At 52.9% G+C, this 21,363-nt stretch carries 17 protein-coding genes; 3 read left to right on the forward strand and 14 right to left on the reverse strand.

The window, feature by feature from the left end:
- A partial coding sequence (locus IM284_RS12235; protein WP_193055819.1) for an FRG domain-containing protein occupies window positions 1–1,097 on the forward strand: 1,097 nt, incomplete at its 5' end.
- 55 nt (window positions 1,098–1,152) lie between these two features.
- Here IM284_RS12235 and IM284_RS12240 read toward each other — a convergent pair.
- The 6 genes from IM284_RS12240 to IM284_RS12265 form a co-directional block, all read right to left on the reverse strand.
- Complete coding sequence (locus IM284_RS12240) at window positions 1,153–4,404, reverse strand: type I restriction endonuclease subunit R (RefSeq protein WP_047367266.1); 3,252 nt, start codon at window positions 4,402–4,404, stop codon at window positions 1,153–1,155.
- A gap of 96 nt (window positions 4,405–4,500) precedes the next feature.
- Window positions 4,501–5,907, reverse strand: coding sequence for a restriction endonuclease subunit S (locus tag IM284_RS12245; protein ID WP_072058723.1), 1,407 nt, complete (start codon window positions 5,905–5,907; stop codon window positions 4,501–4,503).
- Window positions 5,897–7,516 carry a class I SAM-dependent DNA methyltransferase gene (locus tag IM284_RS12250; protein WP_047367267.1) on the reverse strand — a complete coding sequence of 540 codons (1,620 nt, stop codon included), beginning with the start codon at window positions 7,514–7,516 and terminating at the stop codon, window positions 5,897–5,899. Before IM284_RS12250 ends, IM284_RS12245 begins: the two co-directional genes overlap by 11 nt.
- Before the next feature lie 49 nt (window positions 7,517–7,565).
- A complete protein-coding gene (locus IM284_RS12255; RefSeq protein ID WP_047367268.1) occupies window positions 7,566–8,747 on the reverse strand; it encodes a restriction endonuclease in 1,182 nt (393 codons plus the stop codon).
- Window positions 8,748–8,848: 101 nt separating this feature from the next.
- Window positions 8,849–9,496 carry a LysE family translocator gene (locus tag IM284_RS12260; protein ID WP_047367269.1) on the reverse strand — a complete coding sequence of 216 codons (648 nt, stop codon included), beginning with the start codon at window positions 9,494–9,496 and terminating at the stop codon, window positions 8,849–8,851.
- A gap of 47 nt (window positions 9,497–9,543) precedes the next feature.
- On the reverse strand, window positions 9,544–10,287 hold the full coding sequence (locus IM284_RS12265; protein ID WP_047367270.1) for an AraC family transcriptional regulator: 744 nt from the start codon (window positions 10,285–10,287) through the stop codon (window positions 9,544–9,546).
- Between the two features lie 151 nt (window positions 10,288–10,438).
- On the opposite strand from IM284_RS12265, the gene IM284_RS12270 reads away from it, so the two are divergent.
- Window positions 10,439–11,809 carry an NAD-dependent succinate-semialdehyde dehydrogenase gene (locus IM284_RS12270; protein ID WP_047363849.1) on the forward strand — a complete coding sequence of 457 codons (1,371 nt, stop codon included), beginning with the start codon at window positions 10,439–10,441 and terminating at the stop codon, window positions 11,807–11,809.
- 44 nt (window positions 11,810–11,853) lie between these two features.
- Here the strand turns inward: IM284_RS12270 and IM284_RS12275 are convergent, their stop codons facing one another.
- Window positions 11,854–12,174, reverse strand: a complete 321-nt coding sequence (locus IM284_RS12275) for a hypothetical protein (RefSeq protein ID WP_028015390.1) — start codon at window positions 12,172–12,174, stop codon at window positions 11,854–11,856.
- Window positions 12,174–12,719 carry a YfaZ family outer membrane protein gene (locus IM284_RS12280; protein ID WP_028015391.1) on the reverse strand — a complete coding sequence of 182 codons (546 nt, stop codon included), beginning with the start codon at window positions 12,717–12,719 and terminating at the stop codon, window positions 12,174–12,176. Before IM284_RS12280 ends, IM284_RS12275 begins: the two co-directional genes overlap by 1 nt.
- A gap of 410 nt (window positions 12,720–13,129) precedes the next feature.
- Between IM284_RS12280 and IM284_RS12285 the strand changes: the two genes are divergently transcribed.
- Complete coding sequence (locus IM284_RS12285) at window positions 13,130–14,488, forward strand: esterase-like activity of phytase family protein (protein WP_047367271.1); 1,359 nt, start codon at window positions 13,130–13,132, stop codon at window positions 14,486–14,488.
- Between the two features lie 53 nt (window positions 14,489–14,541).
- Here the strand turns inward: IM284_RS12285 and yjiA are convergent, their stop codons facing one another.
- The 6 genes from yjiA to hpaB form a co-directional block, all read right to left on the reverse strand.
- On the reverse strand, window positions 14,542–15,495 hold the full coding sequence (yjiA, locus tag IM284_RS12290) for a GTPase (RefSeq protein WP_047367272.1): 954 nt from the start codon (window positions 15,493–15,495) through the stop codon (window positions 14,542–14,544).
- Window positions 15,496–15,505: 10 nt separating this feature from the next.
- Window positions 15,506–15,709 (reverse strand): YbdD/YjiX family protein, encoded by a 204-nt coding sequence (locus tag IM284_RS12295; protein ID WP_003856610.1) that lies wholly within the window; start codon window positions 15,707–15,709, stop codon window positions 15,506–15,508.
- Window positions 15,710–15,763: 54 nt separating this feature from the next.
- Window positions 15,764–17,917, reverse strand: a complete 2,154-nt coding sequence (locus IM284_RS12300; RefSeq protein WP_028015394.1) for a carbon starvation CstA family protein — start codon at window positions 17,915–17,917, stop codon at window positions 15,764–15,766.
- 191 nt (window positions 17,918–18,108) lie between these two features.
- Window positions 18,109–19,026: a YafY family protein gene (locus IM284_RS12305; RefSeq protein ID WP_047367273.1), complete on the reverse strand. Its 918-nt coding sequence runs from the start codon at window positions 19,024–19,026 to the stop codon at window positions 18,109–18,111.
- Window positions 19,027–19,202: 176 nt separating this feature from the next.
- Window positions 19,203–19,715 (reverse strand): 4-hydroxyphenylacetate 3-monooxygenase reductase subunit, encoded by a 513-nt coding sequence (locus tag IM284_RS12310; protein ID WP_041911318.1) that lies wholly within the window; start codon window positions 19,713–19,715, stop codon window positions 19,203–19,205.
- A 17-nt stretch (window positions 19,716–19,732) separates the two neighbouring features.
- The gene (gene hpaB, locus IM284_RS12315; protein ID WP_028015397.1) at window positions 19,733–21,295 is read right to left on the reverse strand and encodes a 4-hydroxyphenylacetate 3-monooxygenase, oxygenase component; all 1,563 of its coding nucleotides are present in this window, start codon (window positions 21,293–21,295) and stop codon (window positions 19,733–19,735) included.
- Between the last annotated feature and the right edge of the window lie 68 nt (window positions 21,296–21,363).

Here is a 21,363-nt window from a genome sequence, read left to right on the forward strand (position 1 = left end):
TTATTTCGTTAACTCATGGAGCATTACATCGTGGTGGTAGGGACAAGGATCTGCGTAAAATATTGATTGATGAATATAATTGTATTGATACCGTTATAGGTTTGCCTGCAAATTTATTTTTTGGGACAAATATACCTACTTGTTTGCTTGTTATCAGGAAAGAAAGGAAAAAATCTGATCCTATAACGTTCATTGATGCGAGTAATAAATTTTCAAGAGTAAAGAATAAAAACATTATAAATGAAGAACATGTTTCAGCTATTTTGGATATATTTGAAATTCCCCGTAATGTGAAGTTTTTTAGCAAGTTATCAGATGTTAGTGAAGTAAAAGATTGCGATTATGATCTGCGTTTTTCTAATTATATTGAAGAATTTAATGAGCGTATATTAAGTCTTACTGGTGATTCTTTCACAAGATATCATGATGTTATTTCTGGCTTTAGGAAAAAGTTTACTAATAAAAATATCGTATATAGAGGTATGACAAATTCCAAATGGGAGTTGAAACCTTCCATTGGTCGACTCGATATTGAGGATTCTAGCAGGGAAGGTACAGAGAGGCTTATTTTTGAACAATTCAAGCAGCAAGCATTGCCCTACCTTGATTTTACACCCAGAAATGAATGGGAATGGTTAGCCTTGGCTCAACATCATGGATTACCGACAAGATTACTTGACTGGACAACTAATCCATTGATTGCTTTATATTTTTCTGTAGAAGATGATGCAAGCACAAATGACTCGGTAGTATGGTTATACATTGATGATGCTAGTCCTATAGAAATAGAGTCTTTGGGCGACCAAACTGAAATATTTGAATCTGATCCATTGAAAATACCCGCTGATCGCGATGCTATAATTTTTGAGCCTGCTCATCTGAATAAAAGGATTATTGCCCAGAATGGGCTTTTTACCGTACATTCTACTCCTACAAAGCCATTTTATCCTGAAAAAATCTATAAGGTTATTATCCCTGCAGGATTAAGGCGTAAATTAAAAGAACAGTTGTACCATTACGGTATCCATGAAGGTGCCGTATATCCGGGTTTAGATGGATTAAGTAGGAAAATTAAATGGGTAAACACATTTAGATGAGTTTTTTTAGCCATCTCTTATATGATTGAGATGGCTTTATTGAAAAATTAGTTTCCTAAAGAATGTTGCTTTTGAAATTTTCGGCTTGAGCAAGTACCCCCATATATACATCATCATTTGCAACCGGAGGGAACTTATGTTTATGCAGTAAAAGAATTAGCTCAACTTTAAGTTTGGCTTTGATGTCATCACGTTTACTCCAGTCAGGATACTTCGACGTGTTATCAACTACTGCTTTCATCTCTTTTGCAAGCGCCAGCATCTTGTCGTCTTCATAGTTGAACTGATACTTGTCACGCATATGTGCCAGGATGTCATAAAACGCTTTCTCTTCGATATCAATTCCCAAATCTGCATAAGTGCCCATTTCGGTTTTAATATCATAGATAATGTCGGTCATTTCCTGACTGAAATGATCAAACTCTTCACCATTCAGCACGTCGTCTTCCCGGCGCTCATTATATTTATCCATGATGTGCTGGAAGCGACGGGTGAAGTTGATCCCCTGAAGCTGGTTAATTTTTTTAAAGTCACTGATGGCTTTCTCAAGCAGTTTCTGGAGAAGCTGGATCTTTGTTGCGGGCAGCTTGATCTTATTAATACGCGCCAGATAATCCTCGTCGAAAATATCGATCGATTCCGCTTTCTTATCGCCCAGGAAAAATAGTTCTTCCACGCCATCTGCCTTTAATGCGTCAGAAATCATCTCTCGAACGCGGGCGTTCATCTGGGTAACGTCAGGAGCATCGCCTTTAGTCAGCTTAAAGACGATGGAGCGCACGGCAAGATAGAAATGGATACGATCTCGCTCTGCCTGAGATAACGCCTCGCTGCCGCAGCAGACATCGTAGGCCGCCTTCAGACGCTTCACCAGCCCCATAAAGCGACGTTCTATTTTCTGTGTACGCAAGACAAATTCTGCCGCCTGATTCAGACATGCCAGATGAGCCTGAGGCTCTCCCGTAAAGTAAGCGCGGCTGTCGAAATCATGGAACACCTGCGACAGCAGGTCGAGATGATTCTTCACCTCAATGACCGACTGCTGAATGTCCTCAAAGTTGGTGGCATCAATGCGGGAATACATCGCGAGTGCCTGGTTCATCTGGCGCTTGATGCCGATATAGTCCACCACCAGGCCTTTGCTTTTTCCTTCCAGCTTGCGGTTAACACGGGATATGGTCTGGATAAGGTTATGTTTTTGCAGCGGCTTATCGATATAGATAGTGTCCAGTTCCGGGACGTCGAAACCGGTGAGCCACATATCGACCACAATAGCGATTTTGAAATTCGACTTTGCATTTTTGAACTGTTTATCCAGTTCTTTACGATACTCTTTGCTGCCCAGCAGGTCGTACAGTTTGGCATCATCGTCTTTACCTCGCGTCATCACCATCTTGACCATTTCGGACGGTGGCAGCTCTTTCTGCTCCTGCTCGGTAAGCACAACCCCTTCAGGGGCCTGTTTGACCTCAAACCACGCCGGACGACAGTATTTCAACTGACGATACAAATCCCAGGCAATTTCCCGGCTGGCGCAGACAAACATTGCCTTACCTTTCACCGTCGAGCCTTCAGCGACGCGCTTTTCATAATGTTTGGCAAAATCTTCCGCCAGCGCCTTTAGGCGATCCTCATCACCGAGGATCGCATTCATGGTAGCGCTGGCTTTTTTACTTTCATCGATTTGCCACTCATTGGTGCCCGCGTTAGCGCACTCTTCGTAATATTTCTCTACCTCTTCCAGCTTGCTGGCATCCAGGATCACTTTTGCAGCACGGCCTTCATAGACGATGCGTACCGTAATTTCATCCTGAACGGATTCGGTCATGGTGTAGCTGTCCACTACCGCGCCGAAGACATCCAGCGTAGCGTCTACAGGCGTCCCGGTGAAACCGACATAGGTGGCCGCTGGCAGCGAGTCGTGCAGATATTTGGCGAACCCCCAGGTCTTGCGTACCTTGCCGCTCTCTTTATCGACGATCACTTTCTGATCCAGATTGACCTGGCTGCGGTGCGCTTCATCAGAGATACAAATAACGTTGCTTCGCTCGGAGAGCAATTCGGTGTCTTCAGTAAATTTATGGATGGTGGTCAGGAAGACGCCGCCGCTGTTACGACCGGCCAGCTTTTCCCGCAGATCGCAGCGGCTGGTGACGGGCTCCACGGTATCGTCACCGATATAATTTTTGGCATTACACATCTGCGTGGAGAGCTGATCGTCCAGATCGGTACGGTCAGTGATTAGCACTATGGTCGGGCTGGAAAACTCGACGCTTTTCATCAGCAGGCGGGTTAAGAACTGCATGGTGTAGCTCTTACCGCAGCCCGTGGCGCCAAAGTAGGTGCCGCCTTTACCGTTGCCGTAAGGTTTACGCGCTCGCTCAATGCTGTAGTAGAGCTTGCGCGCGGCATAGTACTGCGGATAGCGGCAGCAGATTTTCACTTCGTGTTTGGCTTTATCCGGGAAGCAGATAAAGTTCTTAATCACATCCAGCAGGCGTACCGGGTGAAATAGTCCCTGAATCATTGAGTGCAGGGAAGGAATGCCATCCTGCTCTCGGTTTTCGTTACCAGTGACTTTACGCCAGGAGTAGAAATACTCATAAGGCGCAAAAAGGTTACCCATGCGGTTATTGACGCCGTCGCTGATGATGCACAGCGCGTTATAAACAAACAGCTGCGGAATATCGCGACGATAGCGGGTGCTGAGCTGTTTATACGCATCACCAATATTGGCTTCCTGCTCTCGCACCGCGCTTTTAAATTCAAACACCACTAACGGTAGGCCGTTGATATACAGGATGGCATCCGGAATGCGCGGCTGGTTTTCTTTGCCGGTGATGGTCAGCTGATTAACGATCTTAATGCGGTTCAACGGCTGGATAAGATAGCTTGCAGGCGTTTCAGCAGCCTGTTGCAGTGGTTCCTCTTCGTTATCGAATAGCTCACGCAGCGCGGCGGGCAGGTACCGGGTATCGAGCAGTTCGATATAGAGATCTTTCTGCTGACGGTCGTCGCGTTTAAACCGGAAGCCATTTGCCAGCCAGGTGCAAAAGATCTTATTGCTTTCGTAGAGATCGGAAGCGGGAAGGGTAGTGAACTGTTTAATCAGCCGCTGGATTTCGTTTTCCGTAATACCGTCAGCCTGATAGCGAGCAGCGAGATAGTGGCGAAGATCGTCTTCAATAATCACCTGATCGAGGCTGGAACGCGGCACATTGTCGCCTGTCAGGTGCTGGTAACCCTGCTCCTGTAGCAGTTCAATTATTGCCTGTTCTAACTTCGCTTCACTGAATGAGAGATGCATATCCCGCTCCGGCCCTGGCTGGTTTTCTGGTAGGGGTTCCTGTAATAAGAGAAAACTTTACCAGAAAGCCCCTGATTTTACAGGGGCAAAAATGCGTTATGCGGCTTCTGTTTGTTTGATGAGGTCGGGGAGACCCTCCAGGGACAGCTCACCGGAGATGAGTTTGGGGAGCAGGGTGTCGCGGAGGTTGCTTAAAGCAATATTTTGATAATTATTATTTAGTATTTTTGAAAAGTAATTTTTGACAAGTAAAGAATAACTATTTGTTAACTCCTCATTGCAAAAAGGAACTTTAATATTTTTGAATGTATCTCTTGTTATTGTGTTGAAGACTGAACCGTGCCCCATTTGTTGAAGAGTCTGGACCGCATTTTTTAATTGGAAATAAATATATTCATCAGAAATATTATTTTTACCAATAACTCCATAGCATGACTGGTTCATTGCCATTGGTACAGCAACCATAGCGCATTTCCCTACAGTTCCTCTGGCGCTGATTATTGTTGTTCCTTTTCTTAATAACTTTGCGGAGGAATTGTTGAGCCCTTCAGTGGTAATGTTTTTCTCTGTAGTTAATACATATACGTCGGATTCATTAGGTGCGTCGACGACAGAGAACCACGGAATATCTCCATTCCAATACTCTTCTACAGAGGTTTTAGGTGTGCCACCACCAATTAGTTCTATCAAATCGTTAAAAGATGTTGTTATCCAACCTTTAGGCACCCAACCTAACTCTGTTTCTTCAAATTCAGCCGGGAACAGCACACGAATATCCGCCGGAAGTGGTTTGAAATCTGCACTATTGCGGTCTTTTTGACGCAGTTCGGCGCGAGATTGCAGCGCTTCCGGGATTGGGTTTCCCGCATCCAGCGCGTTATCAATCACCGGGTCGAAATCCACAAACCAGGATTTGAACAGGGTTTGGGACATTTGTTCCAAGGTTTGGTTGATTTCTAAATTCAGATTAATTTTACTCTCTAAATCAAAATAAATTTTTTCAAGATTCATTCTCTCTTCGATAGGCGGTATAGGTAATGGAATTTCCTTTACGTCTTTTAAATTAAGAGTTTTTTGAACGGTTGTATTAGCTCTGGAATCTAAGAAATATTTTGTATAAGGAGATTGAAGACAAATATGTATCCATTCTGCGCTTATTTCATCAGATGGCTTAATCACCGCGATAGCACGAGCTACATTCCATCCATGTAAGTCTTTAGTTGTAATAGCACTTAAGCCGGTCGAACCAACTAATGTTAAAAGTACTTCCCCACCTTCTAATCGCGTCTTAGAAAATTTACTTTCAACATCGTGAGAAACTTTTAATACATCGGCAACGGAAATTTTTCCATTTTGTATATTATTTACACGAATTATTCTAATGCCATCGTCTTGATGTTGGCCAGGTTGAACAATGCCATAAGAAATATTTCCACCTTTTGTGCAATCAACAAGGCTTCTACAATGCCATCCAGGCGGTAGTTTGAAGTATTCATTCCCCATAACCCAGCGCCTCCAGGTTCTGACGAATCGCTTTATCCAGTTCTTCCGCCTGTTTCATCTGCTCAAACAACGTCTTCGACAATTCACGCATTTTGGTTTCAAACGCCACGCCGTCATCTTCCTGCTCAGCAGCACCGACATAGCGGCCCGGTGTCAGCACATAGTCATTAGCCTTGATCTCTTCAATGTTGGCAACCTTGCAGAACCCGGCCTGGTTTTCGTACTGCGCCAGCCTGCTGTCGCCGCGCTTAACGCGCTCGGCCAGCTCTTCCGGCGTGCTGCGCCACGCATGGTAAGTATCTGCGATGGTGGCGATATCGTCCGCCGTCAGCTCTTTGGTGGTGCGGTTCATCATGGTGCCGAGTTTACGCGCATCGATAAACAGCGTTTCGCCCTGACGGTTGCGGTAGCCTTTAGCCGGATCGGCAGCCTTCGATTTGGTCATAAACCACAGGCAGACCGGGATCTGGGTGGTATAGAACAGCTGGCCGGGCAGGGCGATCATGCAGTCGATCAGATCGTTTTCGATCATCTGCGCGCGGATCTCGCCTTCGCCGCTGGTATTTGAACTCATCGAACCGTTCGCCAGCACAAAACCGGCGGTACCGTTGGCCGACAGCTTGGAGAGCATATGCAAAATCCAGCCGTAGTTGGCGTTGCCGGTTGGCGGAGTACGGTAGCCTGCAAAGCGCGGATCGTTGGTCAGCTCGGCGTCGTTACGCCAGTCTTTCAGGTTAAACGGCGGGTTTGCCAGAATGTAGTCGGCTTTTAAATCCGGGTGTTGGTCGCTGAAGAAGGTGTCCGCCGGGCGCTCGCCAAGGTTGGCGGAAAGACCGCGAATCGCGAGGTTCATCTTCGCCAGCTTATAGGTGGTGGCTGTCAGTTCCTGACCGTACAGGGCGATATCGCGGCTTTTCCCCTGATGGCTTTCAACAAACTTCACAGACTGCACAAACATCCCCGCTGAGCCGCAGCATGGGTCATAAATTTTGCCCTGGAACGGTTCGAGCATTTCGGTCAGCAGCGTCACCACGCATTTTGGCGTATAGAATTCACCGCCGCCTTTGCCTTCGGTGGCGGCAAACTTGCCGAGGAAGTATTCGTACACGCGGCCGACCAGGTCTTCTTTCGACAGCGCTTCAACGTCGGTTTCGTGCGCCAGCGTTTCGATGTTGTCGATAGTGTCGATCAGCGATGCCAGCTTCTTAGTCTCCAGATCCTGACGGCTGAAGTAGTTATCCGGCAGCGCGCCTTTCAGCGTCGGGTTGCGCTTCTCAATAGTAGAAAGGGCATCATCAATCAGGACGGCGAGATTATCCTGTTTGGCGTTCTGTTTGATGAACGACCAGCGCGCCTTTTCCGGCAGGTAGAAGATATTGTCCTGCTGATAGAAGACCTCCATTTCCAGGAAGTCTTCCTGGCCTTCGTCCTTCATTTTTTGACGACGGGCCTCGAACTTATCGCTGATAAATTTCAGGAACACGAGGCTCAGCACCACGTGCTTGTACTCGGAGGATTCAACGCTACCGCGAAGCTGGTTCGCGGTATCCCATAATGTGTCTTCAAAGCCTTTCTTTGCTTTGGCTTTTTTCGTTGGTGCTTTGGCCATGATGAACTCAATCAGGAAAAATTTGGCGTCTATTGTAGCGATTAAGACGTTAAATTTCGCCTTTTAATCCCTCTTCCAGCTCATCAAAAACCTGTAAATCCACATCCAGCAGCTCGACCGCGTTGCTGCGTCGAATGCCAACATTATTCTCAATCAGCAGTTCAAGCAGCCGGTCACCATCTATCAAGGTAATAGGAGCCGCACCGGGATGCAGAGCCGCTTTTTCACAGTTCCCGGCAAAACGCCCGGTGGTGATGAGCGTGCCCCGGATCGCGCTGTGATAAGGCAACGCACCGCGTAACTGGTCGATAACAGGACGGGTAATATTGCTCTGCATACGCTTAACCTGTACCACTTCCGTAATGGTGGTAATGCCCACCTGAACTCTGCCGACAACGTCGACGCCCTTATCGCCCGACGCTTTGGTCACTTCCACCTGTTCATAACCCATCGCTTCCAGAAGTTGACCAATCAAATGCTCAAACTTGTAGGGATTCATGGTGCTGATTTGTTCGCGAAGCTGCTCTTTTTGCTGCTGGTTGTAGCGCTTCACCGCGTCCAGAAGTTCTTTTCGCGGATCGGCTTTTCGGGCCGGTAACGCATTCGCTAACCATGCCCGGCCTTTATCGGTGATGTAGTAACTCATCCCTTCACGGGCGACCATATCGCGATCGATCAGGTTGTAGAGGCGCGAGTAGAGCGTGCTTTTGATAGAACTGGTAGAAGCGAACTTTGAATGCTGGTGTAAAAAAGCCTGCCATTCCGGGAGTAAGTCAGCACGACGGGACATTTCACGTCCTGCAAGCAGTTCAAGGAGTTGCAGTAACCCTTCTTTATCGTCGAGCGCGCGTAACGTGGCATCGTCGTTATTCAGGAATTGCTGCCCGCGCTGGGTAGGGACCCAGGTATCTTTCTGCGTCGTTTCCATCAGCTCGAAGACAGAAGAGTTAAGAAACAAATAGCTACCGTAGCTATGGCGCGGATTGAGGATGTGGCTATCCTGATTCCATATTCGCAGCGCGATCTCAGCGTCTTCGCCTTTCAGGCGTTCGTTGATCCACATATCAGGTTCGGACCAGTCGACCGGGTTTTGCGGCGTGCCGGTTTGTTCCTGAATCGCACTGATCATGTTACGTACAGAATTCACTGAATAGCCGGAGACGGCTTTCATCATTGCCTGAACCTGCGCATAGGTTGGAAAAAGTGGCGTAATGACTTTGTAATTTTTCACGTTGTTCCCTTAACGATTGCTGTGGCGTTAGCTTGCCACGTCAGGGAAGAAATACTAATAGCTAAGTCACTTATTTTGTAAGGTAATTAAGGCGTTGCTTTCTATAGGGACAACACACTATTTGCCAGCAGCCGCCACAGCACCCACCCGCCAAACCCCATCAGCACCACGCCCGCCGTGCGCTCAATCCACCACAGCGAACGGCTAAGCTTCTGTTGCACCGCCGATAGCCCCATCATCGACACCAGCGCCAGATCCCACGCCAGCACCACCATCACCATCCAGACGCCGCAGGTCGCCTGCTGAAGCAGCGTGACGTCCGGCCCGAGTAACGCCGTCATCAGCGCCAGGTAGAACAGCGCATTTTTCGGATTTAACAGCGCCGATCCCAGCCCCAGCAGGATCTGCTTGATCAGAGAAGGGCACCGCTGTCGGGTTTCTGCAAGCGCCAGTGCCTGCGGTTGGCTGCGCACCAGATGCGAGCCGATCCACAGCAGGTACAGCGCCCCGCATACCTCGATAAGCGTAAACAGCCACGTAAACTGGCGCAGCGCGCTCCAGCCGATAATCACCAGAACAATATAGAGCGCGTTACCCGCGGCGATGCCGACGCACAGCCCGGCGCTGCCGCGCAGCCGATAGCGCGCCGCGTAGCCCACAAGCAGGAAAAAATCCGGACCCGGGCTCAACAGCGCAACAAAATGCGCCAGCGCCAGAGCGAGAAAAGCGGAAGGGAAGAACAGTTCCATAGAGACCTCAGTTAACCATCTGAGGACAGGCTACGGCGCTGCAGAAACTATTTATTGTCTGATATTGATCGGCCTGTGGCGTACTGGCGCGGCGTGGCGGCGGTATAGCTGACGAAGGTCTTATGAAAATGGCTCTGGTCGGCAAAGCCGCTCTGGTAGCCGACGTCGGCGATGTCGTCCCCGGCACGTAGCCGCGCTTTGGCGAACTCCACGCGGGAGATGTTGAGGAAGCTGCCCGGCGTCAGGCCGGTGTCCTGCCGGAAGGAGCGGATCAGCGTCTCCTTGCGCAGCGAGAAGCGTTGGGCAAGTTCGTCGAGAGAGGGCGGGCTGGTGAGATTGGAAAGAAACGCCTCCTGAACCTGCTGGCTGGTTGGGCGAAGCGCGTCTGCGTTATCCGCACAGCGGGGAAGAGCAGAAAGCAGCGCCTCCACGGACGCTGGAGACATTGTCTTAACGACGTCCAGGTAATGGGCAAACAGGGCAGGGTTACGAATCACCTGTAGCGCCAGAGGAAAATCGGTGTCGATATAGAGCATATGGTAGCTGCGCGGCTGCCCGTCGACGGGGTTGCAGCTGTGCGGCACATAAGCCGGGATCGCAATGAGGTCCCCGGGATGAAGAATGTACTCTTGGTCATGACACACGCAGCAGGTCTGGCCCTCAACAATCGCGCCGATGGAGAGTTGAGGGTGACAGTGGCGTTTGTACGCCTGCGTGCTTTGCCAGGTGCTGCGCAGCTCAAGGCCCCTGGCGCGGTGAAAAGTCTGGCGAACGTATCGGGTATCGGTCATGGAAACTCCTTCTGGACGTTTTTTATACCACGTCAGCGAACCGTCCGGCACTGCTTAACTCAGAACCTTCCGGATATACCCAACTTTACGTCCACAGCCAGTCATGTTGACTACCCTTAATACCCTAAGCGGTAAAACATGGAGATTCGATATGGCTTATCAGACAGTAAATCCTGCCACTAACCAGCTCATCAAAGAATACCCCTCACATACCGACGCGGATATCGAAGCGGCGCTGAAGGCGGCCGATGCGCTTTACCATTCGGAATGGGCGAAAGGCGACATCAGCCAGCGCCTGCCGGTGCTGCATAAGCTTGCCGACCTGATCGACGAGCGCGTGGAGGATCTGGCCAAAATCGCCAGCCAGGAGATGGGTAAGCTCATCGAACAGAGCCGCGGCGAGGTGAAGCTGTGCGCTCAGATCGCCCGCTACTACGCCGACAACGCGAAGCAGTTCCTCGCCCCGGTGAAGTACGACTCTGAACTTGGGGAAGCGTGGGTGGAGCATCACCCCATCGGCGTGCTGATGGCCGTCGAGCCGTGGAACTTCCCGTACTACCAGCTGATGCGCGTCCTGGCACCAAACCTGGCGGCGGGTAACCCCGTTATCGCCAAGCATGCCAGCATCGTGCCGCACTGCGCCGAGACCTTTGCGCATCTGGTGCGCGAGGCGGGTGCGCCGGAAGGGGCGTGGACGAACCTGTTTATCTCGTCCGAACAGGTGGCGAATATCATCGCAGACGATCGCGTGCAGGGCGCAGCGCTAACCGGCTCCGAAAAGGCGGGCAGCGTGGTGGCCGCGCAGGCGGCGAAGCACATTAAGAAATCGACCCTCGAACTGGGCGGTAACGACGTCTTTGTGGTGCTGGACGACGCGGACCTGGATAAAGCGGTTAAGATTGGCGTGAATGCGCGGCTCAACAACGCAGGGCAGGTTTGTACCGCGGCGAAGCGCTTTATCCTGCATGAAAAGATTGCGGATGCCTTCCTCAGCAAATTTACCGAGGCGTTTAAGCAGGTGAAGATTGGCGATCCGCTGGACGAGAGCACCACGCTGGGGCCGCTCTCTTCCAAAGATGCGCTGGAAACGCTGACTAAACAGGTTAACGAGGCGGTGAAAAACGGTGCCACGCTGCACTTTGGCGGCAAGCCGGTGCAGCGCGACGGGAGCTTCTTCGAACCGACGATCCTGACGAATATCTCCCGCGATAACCCGGCGTACTTCGAAGAGTTTTTCGGCCCGGTTGCGCAGATGTACGTGGTGAAAAACGACGACGAGGCGGTCGCGCTGGCGAACGACTCCCACTACGGCCTGGGCGGGGCGGTGTTCAGCCAGGACATCGAGCGCGCGAAGAAAATGGCGTCGCGGATCGAGACAGGGATGGTGTACATCAACTGGCTCACCGATACCGCAGCAGAGCTGCCGTTCGGCGGCGTGAAGCGTTCCGGCTACGGACGCGAGCTGTCGGATCTGGGGATCAAAGAGTTTGTGAACCAGAAGCTGGTGGTGGTGCGTAAGTAAGAGGTAATAAAAAAACCTGCCGGTTGGCAGGTTTTTTCAGTTGATTACTGTACTTCGATCTTGTCCCAGCCGCTTTTGAACATGCAGCTGTCGACTAACGTATCCCGGCGATATTCATTCGCGTCTTCAACCGTGTAGCTCGTGGAAATATCCTTTTTCTTGTTCTTTTTGTCCGTTTTTTCCGAGCTCGAACCGGTCACCACGTTATCCGGAGGCAGATCGATCAGGGCCTGCGCTTCGCATTCCGTGAGCTTTTTATTCATCTCAGCGTCGCTCACGCCCGGTTTTACCCATTTGTACTGGACGCAGCCGGTGAGCATCAGCGTGAGGCTCAGAACGCAAAGCGCGGTAATGCGGTGTTTCATCAGAAGCTAACTCCACCGCCGACATATGCGCCATCAATCAGGGTGTGGTTTGGACGACCATCTTTACCGTCAACGCTCACGTGGCGGTAGCCCACTTTCAGCGTAACCGGTTTGATTGGGGTCCAGCTTACGCCGCCGTTAGCTTCAACGTAGTTTTTCACGCTGTTGTTCAGGCCTTCTGGTGCCGCATAGCCTTCGCCATAGACGTGGATGCTGTCGGTCAGCGCAACGTTTACGCCGCCGCCAATCGGGAAGGCCACGCCGTTATCGCCTTTTTTCGGACCGATGTAGATGGCTTTTGCGCCCGCATTCAGCATCACCGGGCCCACTTCCAGGTTGTAACCTGCGCCCACGCCACCGGTCTGGGTACCGTCGTCGGTGTTTTTCAGCCAGTTACTTTCGAGATAAACACCGGATGAGGATTTGCCCATTTCCAGGTTGAGGTTGGTAAAGTTTTTACCCTGCTCAATGCTGCCGCCCATTGCCAGTGCGGAACCCGAGATGGCGGTCAGTGCAGAAAGAAGAAGAATGTTCAGTTTTTTCATGTTTCGTGCCTCATCATCAAATTAATCTGGAGGCACCTTAACAAGCGATGTTTATGACTGCAAATGTGATGCAAATCGACTTTTCATGCTGTAATTGTTAATTCTTTTATCTTTATTTGTAACGCTTAAGTTGGGTTGTCGGTGTGTCAACGCGCAAATTTCAGATGTTGAGGAACAGTTTAATTTTTTGACTAAACGAAATCTGAACGAGGCAGGGATAGTGATTTGATATGCATTAATTGCGCTTCTAATAATTTCCAATTCCATTCCTAAAATCACATAAAAAAACAAATTTTTACATTTTTATGGTCATTATTCGTTCAGATGTCCGGCCACGTTTCCTTTCCATGTCATTTTTCTGACACGTTTGTTCATTACGTTGTGGGCTTCACTTTCCGGATGCTAACAATATGAAAAGAAAAATCATTCCTGTGCTTATCGGCTGTACGCTATCTTTCTCTGGCCTGGCGGCGCAGCCCACGGCTGAGCGCTATGTTGTCAGCTTCCCTGACGGCTCACACGTGAAATACAGCGGCGCGTTTGCCGGTGCGTTTCCGAATGGACTCCCGGTAGGGATTGGCTCCGGCCTGCTGTTTACGGGCAAGCAGGGCGATGCTCTGACCTTCGCGACCGTGACCGATCGCGGTCCTAACGCCGATGCGCCCAAAATGGGTAAAAACGAAGCCAAAATTTTTGTCACGCCGGATTTCGCGCCGCTGCTGATGACAATTCGCGTTCAGAACGGCAAAGCGGAGGCAACGGATGCCCGCCCGCTGCATGATGATAAAGGCGAGATTAACGGCCTGCCGCTGCAAAGCGGCGTGATCGGATCTACCAATGAGGTGGCGTTCAGCGATACCCTTAAAATTCTGAAGGGTGACAACCGCGGGCTGGACACGGAAGGCATCACCCCGGACGGCAAGGGCGGCTTCTGGCTGTGCGACGAGTATGGCCCGTTCCTGATTAACGTCGACAGCAAAGGAAAAATTCTGGCGATCCACGGGCCGCAGGCGGCGGAAGGGGAAAAATCCATCGCGGGCGGTCTGCCAAACGTTATCAAATGGCGCCAGCCGAACCGGGGCTTTGAAGGCCTGACCCGGATGCCGGACGGGCGTATTATCGCCGCCGTGCAAAGCACGCTGGATATCGACGGTAAGAGCAAAAAGCAGGCGCTGTTTACGCGTCTGGTCAGCTTCGACCCGGCGACCGGGAAAACGGCGATGTACGGCTACCCCATCGACAGCGCGGCCTACAGCAAAAACAGCGACGCCAAAATCGGCGACATCGTGGCGCTGGACGACCAGCACATCCTGCTGATTGAACAGGGTGAGGATAAAAATGACGCGATGCGTAACCTTATCTACAAGGTGGATCTCAGCAAGGCGAGCGACCTGACCGCTTTCGACAAGCCGGGCGAGTACCCGGAGTTTGATGATGAGAAAACCCTGGCGCAGCGCGGCATTACCCTTGCAGCAAAAACGCAGGTCGTCGATCTGCGCGCGCTGGGCTGGAAACAGGAGAAGGCCGAAGGGCTGGCGCTGATCGACGGCAAACGGCTTGCGGTGGCGAACGATAACGACTTTGGCGTGAAGGTGGCGATGCAGCATCCGGTCGAGGGCAAAAAGCTCAAGGACTATCGGGTGAACGAGGAAGGCAAGCTGACGCTGGACGATAAACCGGTGGAAACCACGCTCAGCGTGAAGCCGCTGAAGAAGCCGGAGTCAGAGAGCGAGCTGTGGATTGTGACGCTGCCGGAGGCGTTGAAATAATTTTACCCCTCATCCTAACCCTCTCCCCACAGGGGAGAGGGGAAGCAAGGCGGTTATTTCTTCAGACCTGCAAATGCTGCCCGAATCTCCTCCTCCGGCAGCTGGATACCAATAAACACCATCACGCTGTGCGGCGCTTCATCGCCCCACGGGCGGTCCCAGTCGGCGCTGTACAGGCGCTGCACGCCCTGGAACAGCAGACGGTTGGGCTCGCCGTCAATCCACAGCATCCCCTTGTAGCGCAGCAGCCTGTCGGCAAACGAAAGCAGCAGGTTTTCCATCACGCGGGAGACTTCGCTGATATCCACCGGATAGTCCAGCTCCACCACAATCGACGCCACGTCGTTTTGCTTGTCTGCCATAAAGTGGAAGCGCGGTTTTGCGGTGATGTTCTCCTCCAGCATAAAGCCGTTGGTGTTAAACAGCTGGGATAGATCGATATCGCCATGCGTCACCGTATAAATCGGCGCGCGCGAGTTGATGCGCGTCAGGCGCTCGCGGAGTCTTTCGCTGTCGCCTGCCACGTCGGTTTTGGTCAGCAGAATGCGGTCGGCGTAGCCTATCTGAGACTGGGCAATGGTGAACTGGTTCATCTGCTCGTCGGCGTGGACCGCGTCTACCAGGGCAATCACCCCGTCCAGCAGGTAGCGCTGGCAAAGAATATCGTGCGAGAAAAAGGTCTGAATAATCGGGCCGGGGTCGGCCATGCCGGTGCACTCGATCACCAGGCGATCGAAGCCGATGTCACCGCGATCGCGGCTGTCGAGCAGGTCCAGCAGGGCGTCTTCCAGCTCGTTAGAGCGGGTGCAGCAGATGCAGCCGTTGGTCAGGGTTTTGATTTGCGTGGCGCGGTCTCCGATTAATTGATCGTCAACGGAGACTTCGCCAAATTCGTTTTCGATGACGGCGATTTTGAAGCCGTGCTGCTCGTTCAGGATGTGGCGCAGCAGGGTGGTTTTACCGGCGCCGAGGAAACCGGTCAGCAGGGTAACGGCAATCGGGGTCATGGTCTCTCCTTTAGCAGCAGCGGACGCCGCCTTCTCCACTTCCGCCGTAGCGCGCTTCCTGACGCTCGCGGAAGAATTCGGTGTAGGTCATGTACGGCTTATCCGGATGGTTGGTCTTCATATGCTCAACGTAGTTGTCATAGTCCGGAATGCCAATCAGCATCTTCGCCGCCTGACCGAGGTATTTTTTTGCTTCGCCTAAGTTACCAAACATAGTCCATCCTGATAAGAACAAAGCCCCGCCGGAGCGGGGCTGAATACAACCAGATTAATGGTGTGAAGAGGTCTTCACGCCGCCTTCCGGCACCGGCACGTACGGGGTCTCTTTATCCGTACGGCCTTCGGTGTTGCGCACTTTCATCCAGGTTTTGATGCCGTAGAAGATAATGCTATACACCACCACCAGGAACAGAATGCTCAGACCCGCGTTGGTGTAGTTGTTCACCACGATATGGTTCATGTTGGCAATCTGCTGCGCGGTAAGATCCGCGCCGCCTGCGGCAATCTTCTCTTTGTACTGGTTAGCCATGAAGAAGAAGCCTTCCAGCTGCGGGTTGGTGCTGAACAGCTTCAGGCCCAGCGCCCAGGTGGTGCAGAGCAGCAGCCACAGCGCAGGAACCACGGTCACCCAGATGTATTTGGTGCGTTTCATCTTCACGAGGACGACGGTACCGAGCACCAGGGCAACGGCTGCCAGCATCTGGTTAGAGATACCGAACAGCGGCCACAGGCTCTTCACGCCGCCGAGCGGGTCGACAACGCCCTGATACAGCAGGTAGCCCCACAGGCCTACGCACCCGGCAGTACCCAGAACACCCGCTACCAGAGAGTCGGTTTTCTTCAGGAACGGCACGAAGTTGCCCAGCAGATCCTGCAGCATGAAGCGGCCCGCACGGGTACCGGCATCCAGCGCGGTGAGGATGAACAGCGCTTCGAACAGAATACCGAAGTGGTACCAGAAGCCCATGTCCGCCCACGGCAGCACTTTGTGGAACACGTGTGCGATACCCACGGCCAGCGTCGGCGCGCCACCTGCGCGGTTCAGCACGGACGGTTCGCCAATGTCCTTCGCGGTCTGCATGATCTGCTCAGGCGAGATCACGAAGCCCCAGGAGCTGACGGTCGCCGCCGCGTGTGCGCTGGCCTCTTTCAGCTGCGCCATGATCAGCGCGGTATTTTCCCCGCCCATCTCATGCAGGTTTGGCATGGTGATGCCCAGACCCGCCGGCGGGGTGTTCATCGCGAAGTACAGGCCTGGCTCGATAATCGACGCCGCAACCAGCGCCATGATCGCCACGAAGGACTCCATCAGCATCGCGCCGTAACCGATAAAGCGCGCGTCGGTTTCGTTAGCCATCAGCTTCGGCGTGGTGCCGGAGGCGATCAGCGCGTGGAAGCCAGACACGGCGCCGCAGGCGATGGTAATAAACAGGAACGGGAACAGGGCGCCTTTCCACAGCGGACCGGTGCCGTCAATGTACTGAGTCACCGCCGGCATTTTCAGCTCAGGGTTGATGATGACAATCCCGATCGCCAGCCCGACGATGACACCGATTTTCAGGAAGGTCGCCAGGTAGTCGCGCGGAGCCAGAATCAGCCACACCGGCAGCAGGGCGGAAACGAACGCGTAACCGATCAGCGCGAAGGTGATGGTGGTGTCTTTAAAGGTCAGCGCCGGGCCCCAGTACGGGTCGTGCGCAATCACGCCGCCGAAGTAGATGGAGGCGACCAGCAGCACGATACCAATGACCGACACTTCACCCACGCGGCCAGGGCGCAGGAAGCGCATATAGATGCCCATGAACAGCGCAATCGGTACGGTAGAGCAGACGGTGAAGACGCCCCACGGACTTTCGGCCAGCGCTTTCACCACGATCAGCGCCAGCACCGCGAGGATGATGATCATGATCAGGAAGCAGCCGAAGAGGGCGATAGTGCCCGGCACGCGGCCCATCTCTTCTTTGATCATCTCGCCCAGCGACGAACCGTTACGGCGCGAGGAGATAAACAGCACCATAAAGTCCTGCACCGCACCCGCCAGCACCACGCCCGCCAGCAGCCAGAGCGTACCCGGCAGGTAGCCCATCTGGGCGGCCAGCACCGGGCCGACCAGCGGGCCAGCGCCTGCAATGGCGGCAAAGTGGTGACCAAACAGCACGTAGCGGTTGGTTGGCACGTAGTTCAGGCCGTCGTTGTTAATGACTGCCGGGGTGGCGCGCGTTGGGTCGAGCTTCATGACCTTTTGCGCGATGTATAAGCTGTAGTAGCGATAGGCCACAAGGTAGACGGAGACCGACGCGACCACGATCCACAGGGCGCTGACGTGTTCGCCCCGGCGTAATGCGACAACCGCCAGACAGAAAGCGCCGAGGATCCCGAGTAAGGCCCAGGGCACGTGCTTAAGTAGTTTTTTAGTATCCATAGTAAGACCTGGTTTTTTATGTAAAGAAAAAAGGGTCAGGGTTCGTTGTGAGGAGGTATTGATTAATGCTGGAGCGATCGTGCCAGATCCGCGCGCGCGTAAAGGACGGTAAATGAGTGAGTGGTTGAAAGTGATGGGTGAGCGGTCAAAGGACGCGGCGAGTGGTTCAGGCTCGCCGCTGGTCGGGGAAATTATGTGATTGAGATCAAGTGGTTTTCCGGGCTGCGCTCCATCGACAGGTAGCTTTCCAGCGTCTTGATGAGTTTCTCCTTCAGCCAGCTTGGCTCCAGGATCTGAATATTCGGCAGCCAGTAGAACAGCAGCGGCAGGATCTGGTTTTCGTGTGCCGCCTGGCAGCGCAGCGTGACGCCGCCGCGCCGCTCCTCCAGCAGCTCCTGTTCCGGCAGGAGATCGCGGCGCAGGAAGTAATGTGAAATATTATCCTTAATGAATATTTTCACGGTGAAAGTAGTTTCGGACACCCACGGGTCGAGGCTTTTTTCCAGCAGTTCCCGAACATTTTCATCAGGAGTAAAAAAGGTTTTTTGAACATCAAACCAGCTAATCTGGCTTAATGAAAAGGATTTCAACCGGCTATTTTCGGTAGCTTGTAAATACCATATATTTTTTTTGTTAATGAGTTTATAGGGATTAATCAGACGGGTTTTACCCTTATAAACGATCTGACAGACATTATGGTTCTTAATCGATTTCTCGATTTTCGCTAAATGGCGGCGGATATCACGCTGCACCGTGTGCTCTGCGTCATTACCGAGGATAAGAATATGGTTTTCGTCGACGCGCGCCTCCAGCTTTTGCCAGAAGTCCGTATTTCTTTCAGGGAAAAAGTTATCGGCATTCAGGAAGTTAGCCAGAGCATGATGTAATCCCTGCCCGCCGGGAGATTGGGCGGAGTGGATCAGTCGATATAGCCCGTTACCGGTATGTTCAACAATGGGCGAGAGCGCATTTAAATCCCGGTAGACGGTACGCTCGGTAATTTTAAATTTCTCCATTAGCGCACTGCGGTTTACTACGCCGTGTAAATGTAGCTCAAGGAGAATATCGACCAGACGTTCAGCCGAGCGGCTCCGCGTCGTTTTAGCCATAAGGTCTTCCTGTATATTGGGTATGCGCTGAACAATGCAAAAGCACTGACCGGAGATGTCAGTATTCAGGCACAGAAAATTTCTCTTATGGATATATAACGGCGTGATTTAGCGGAAACCTTAGGAATTTTTGTAGAAAGCGGCGCTGGCCCGAAAAAAGGCCAGCGCGAGGGGGATCACACGACGGCTTCCATCTCCATCATCACCGGGTGGAAACGGCGCTTAAAGTAGATCAGGCCGTGTCCCGCGTCACTCAGGATGATGTTTTTCACTTCGACAAGATAAACCAGATGCGTGCCGATGGTTTGCACCTGGGTAATCTCGCCTTCCAGGCTCGCCAGCGCGCCTTTCAGCACCGGCTGCCCCAGCGGGCCTTTCTGCCAGCAGGAGAGGGCAAAGCGCTCCTCCATTGCCATCCCGGTCATCCCGGCGAAGTGGCGGGCCATGATCTCCTGCTCGTGGTTCAGCACGTTGACGCACAGCCTGCCGTTGCCCTGAAAGACCGGGTTCATGGCGCTGTTGGCGTTAATGCAGACCATGACCGACGGCGGGGTATCCGTCACCGAGCAGACGGCGGTGGCGGTAATGCCGCAGCGTCCGGCGTCGCCCTCGGTGGTGACCACATTGACCGCCGCCGACAGGCTGCTCATTGCGTCGCGAAAACGCAGGCGTTGTTCATCTGAATGCATTGTAACCTCCCGCTGCGCTATTTCAGCAGCTTGTCGAGCATGTTGATATCGCTATTGTTGTGCAGGTGCGGCACGGTCCAGCCGTGCTGGTCGTACTCGGACATGCAGCGGTCGACCATTGCCATCATCTTGTCCATATTCCCGGAGCTTTGCGCCTGACGCAGACACTGCAGGCGGATCTCATCCTGGCTGCCGGAGTAGTTGATTTCGTACAACTCGTGACGCCCCCCAAACTCGCTGCCGATGGCGTCCCACATCAGTTTCAAAATCTTGATGCGTTCGACGTGATCCATTCCGTTGGAGCCGCGCACGTACTTCGCCAGATACTGGTCGATCTGCGGGTTGTTCAGGTCCCGCGCGCTGGACGGCAGATAAATCAGCCCGGAGGTCACGTTACGTTCGATGATGTTCTTGATCTTCGCGTAGGCCATCGGGGCCATCACGCGGTAGGTTTGCAGCGCCGCGTGGTCCGGCAGGTACGCGCCGTTCACCCACGGCGTGGCTTCGGAGCACATGGAGTCGCTCAGCGCCCAGAACATATTGCGCCAGGCCACTACTTCACCGAGATCCGCCTGCACGCCGCGGAACTCAAGGGTACCGGTGCACTCCAGGGATTTCTTCAGCAGGGCGGTGATGAAGTCGAGCTTCACCGCCAGACGCACGCAGGCCTGCAGCGGGTACATGCGGGCGAAGCCGCCCTCCATCGTCCAGCGACGGCAGCGGTCGAAATCGCGGTAGATCAGCACGTTTTCCCACGGGATCAGCACGTTATCCATCACCAGGATCGCGTCGTTCTCGTCGAAGCGGCTGGAGAGCGGGTAGTCGTACGGGGAGCCGGTTGCGCCTGCCACCATCTCATACGAGGCGCGGGAGATCAGCTTCACGCCTTCGGCATCCATCGGCGCGACGAACATCAGCGCGAAGTCCGGGTTTTCGCCCATCACCTGCGCGGAGCCAAAACCGATCATGTTGTAGTGGGTCAACGCCGAGTTGGTTGCGACGACTTTCGCACCGCTGACGATAATCCCGGCATCGGTCTCTTTCTCCAGCTTGATGTAGACGTCCTTCACCTCGTCCGCCGGCTTGTGGCGGTCGATCGGCGGGTTGACGATGGCGTGGTTGAAGTACAGGCCGGTTTCCTGAATGCGGGTGTACCAGTTCCGGGCGTTCTGCTCGAACTGGCCGTAGAAAGCCGGGTTAGCACCGAGCGCGCAGCCGAACGCCGCTTTGTAGTCCGGCGTGCGGCCCATCCAGCCGTAGCTCAGGCGCGACCACTCGGCGATGGCGTCGCGCTGCTGGCGCAGGTCGTCGGCGCTTTTCGCCACGCGGAAAAATTTGTGGGTGTAGCCGCCGCTGCCGGTGTCGGTGCCCCAGCACAGCGTGTCCTGCATGTCCGGCTTGTGCAGGGCGTCGTACATCTGGGCGATGGACGCCGCCGCATTGCGAAACGCCGGGTGGGTGGTGACGTCCTTAACGCGCTCGCCGTAGATATAAATCTCGCGTCCATCCTGCAGGCTTTTTAAATACTCTTCGCCGGTTAACGGACGTTTGGCATCAGCGCGGAAATCTTCAGGCTTCATAGGGACCTCGTATCGGAAGATGATTGTTAAATTTATGTTTTGTTTTTGTTGTTTAATTGAAGCGTGAG

This window comes from Enterobacter cloacae complex sp. P12RS, assembly GCF_014895875.1.
Taxonomy (GTDB): domain Bacteria; phylum Pseudomonadota; class Gammaproteobacteria; order Enterobacterales; family Enterobacteriaceae; genus Enterobacter; species Enterobacter bugandensis.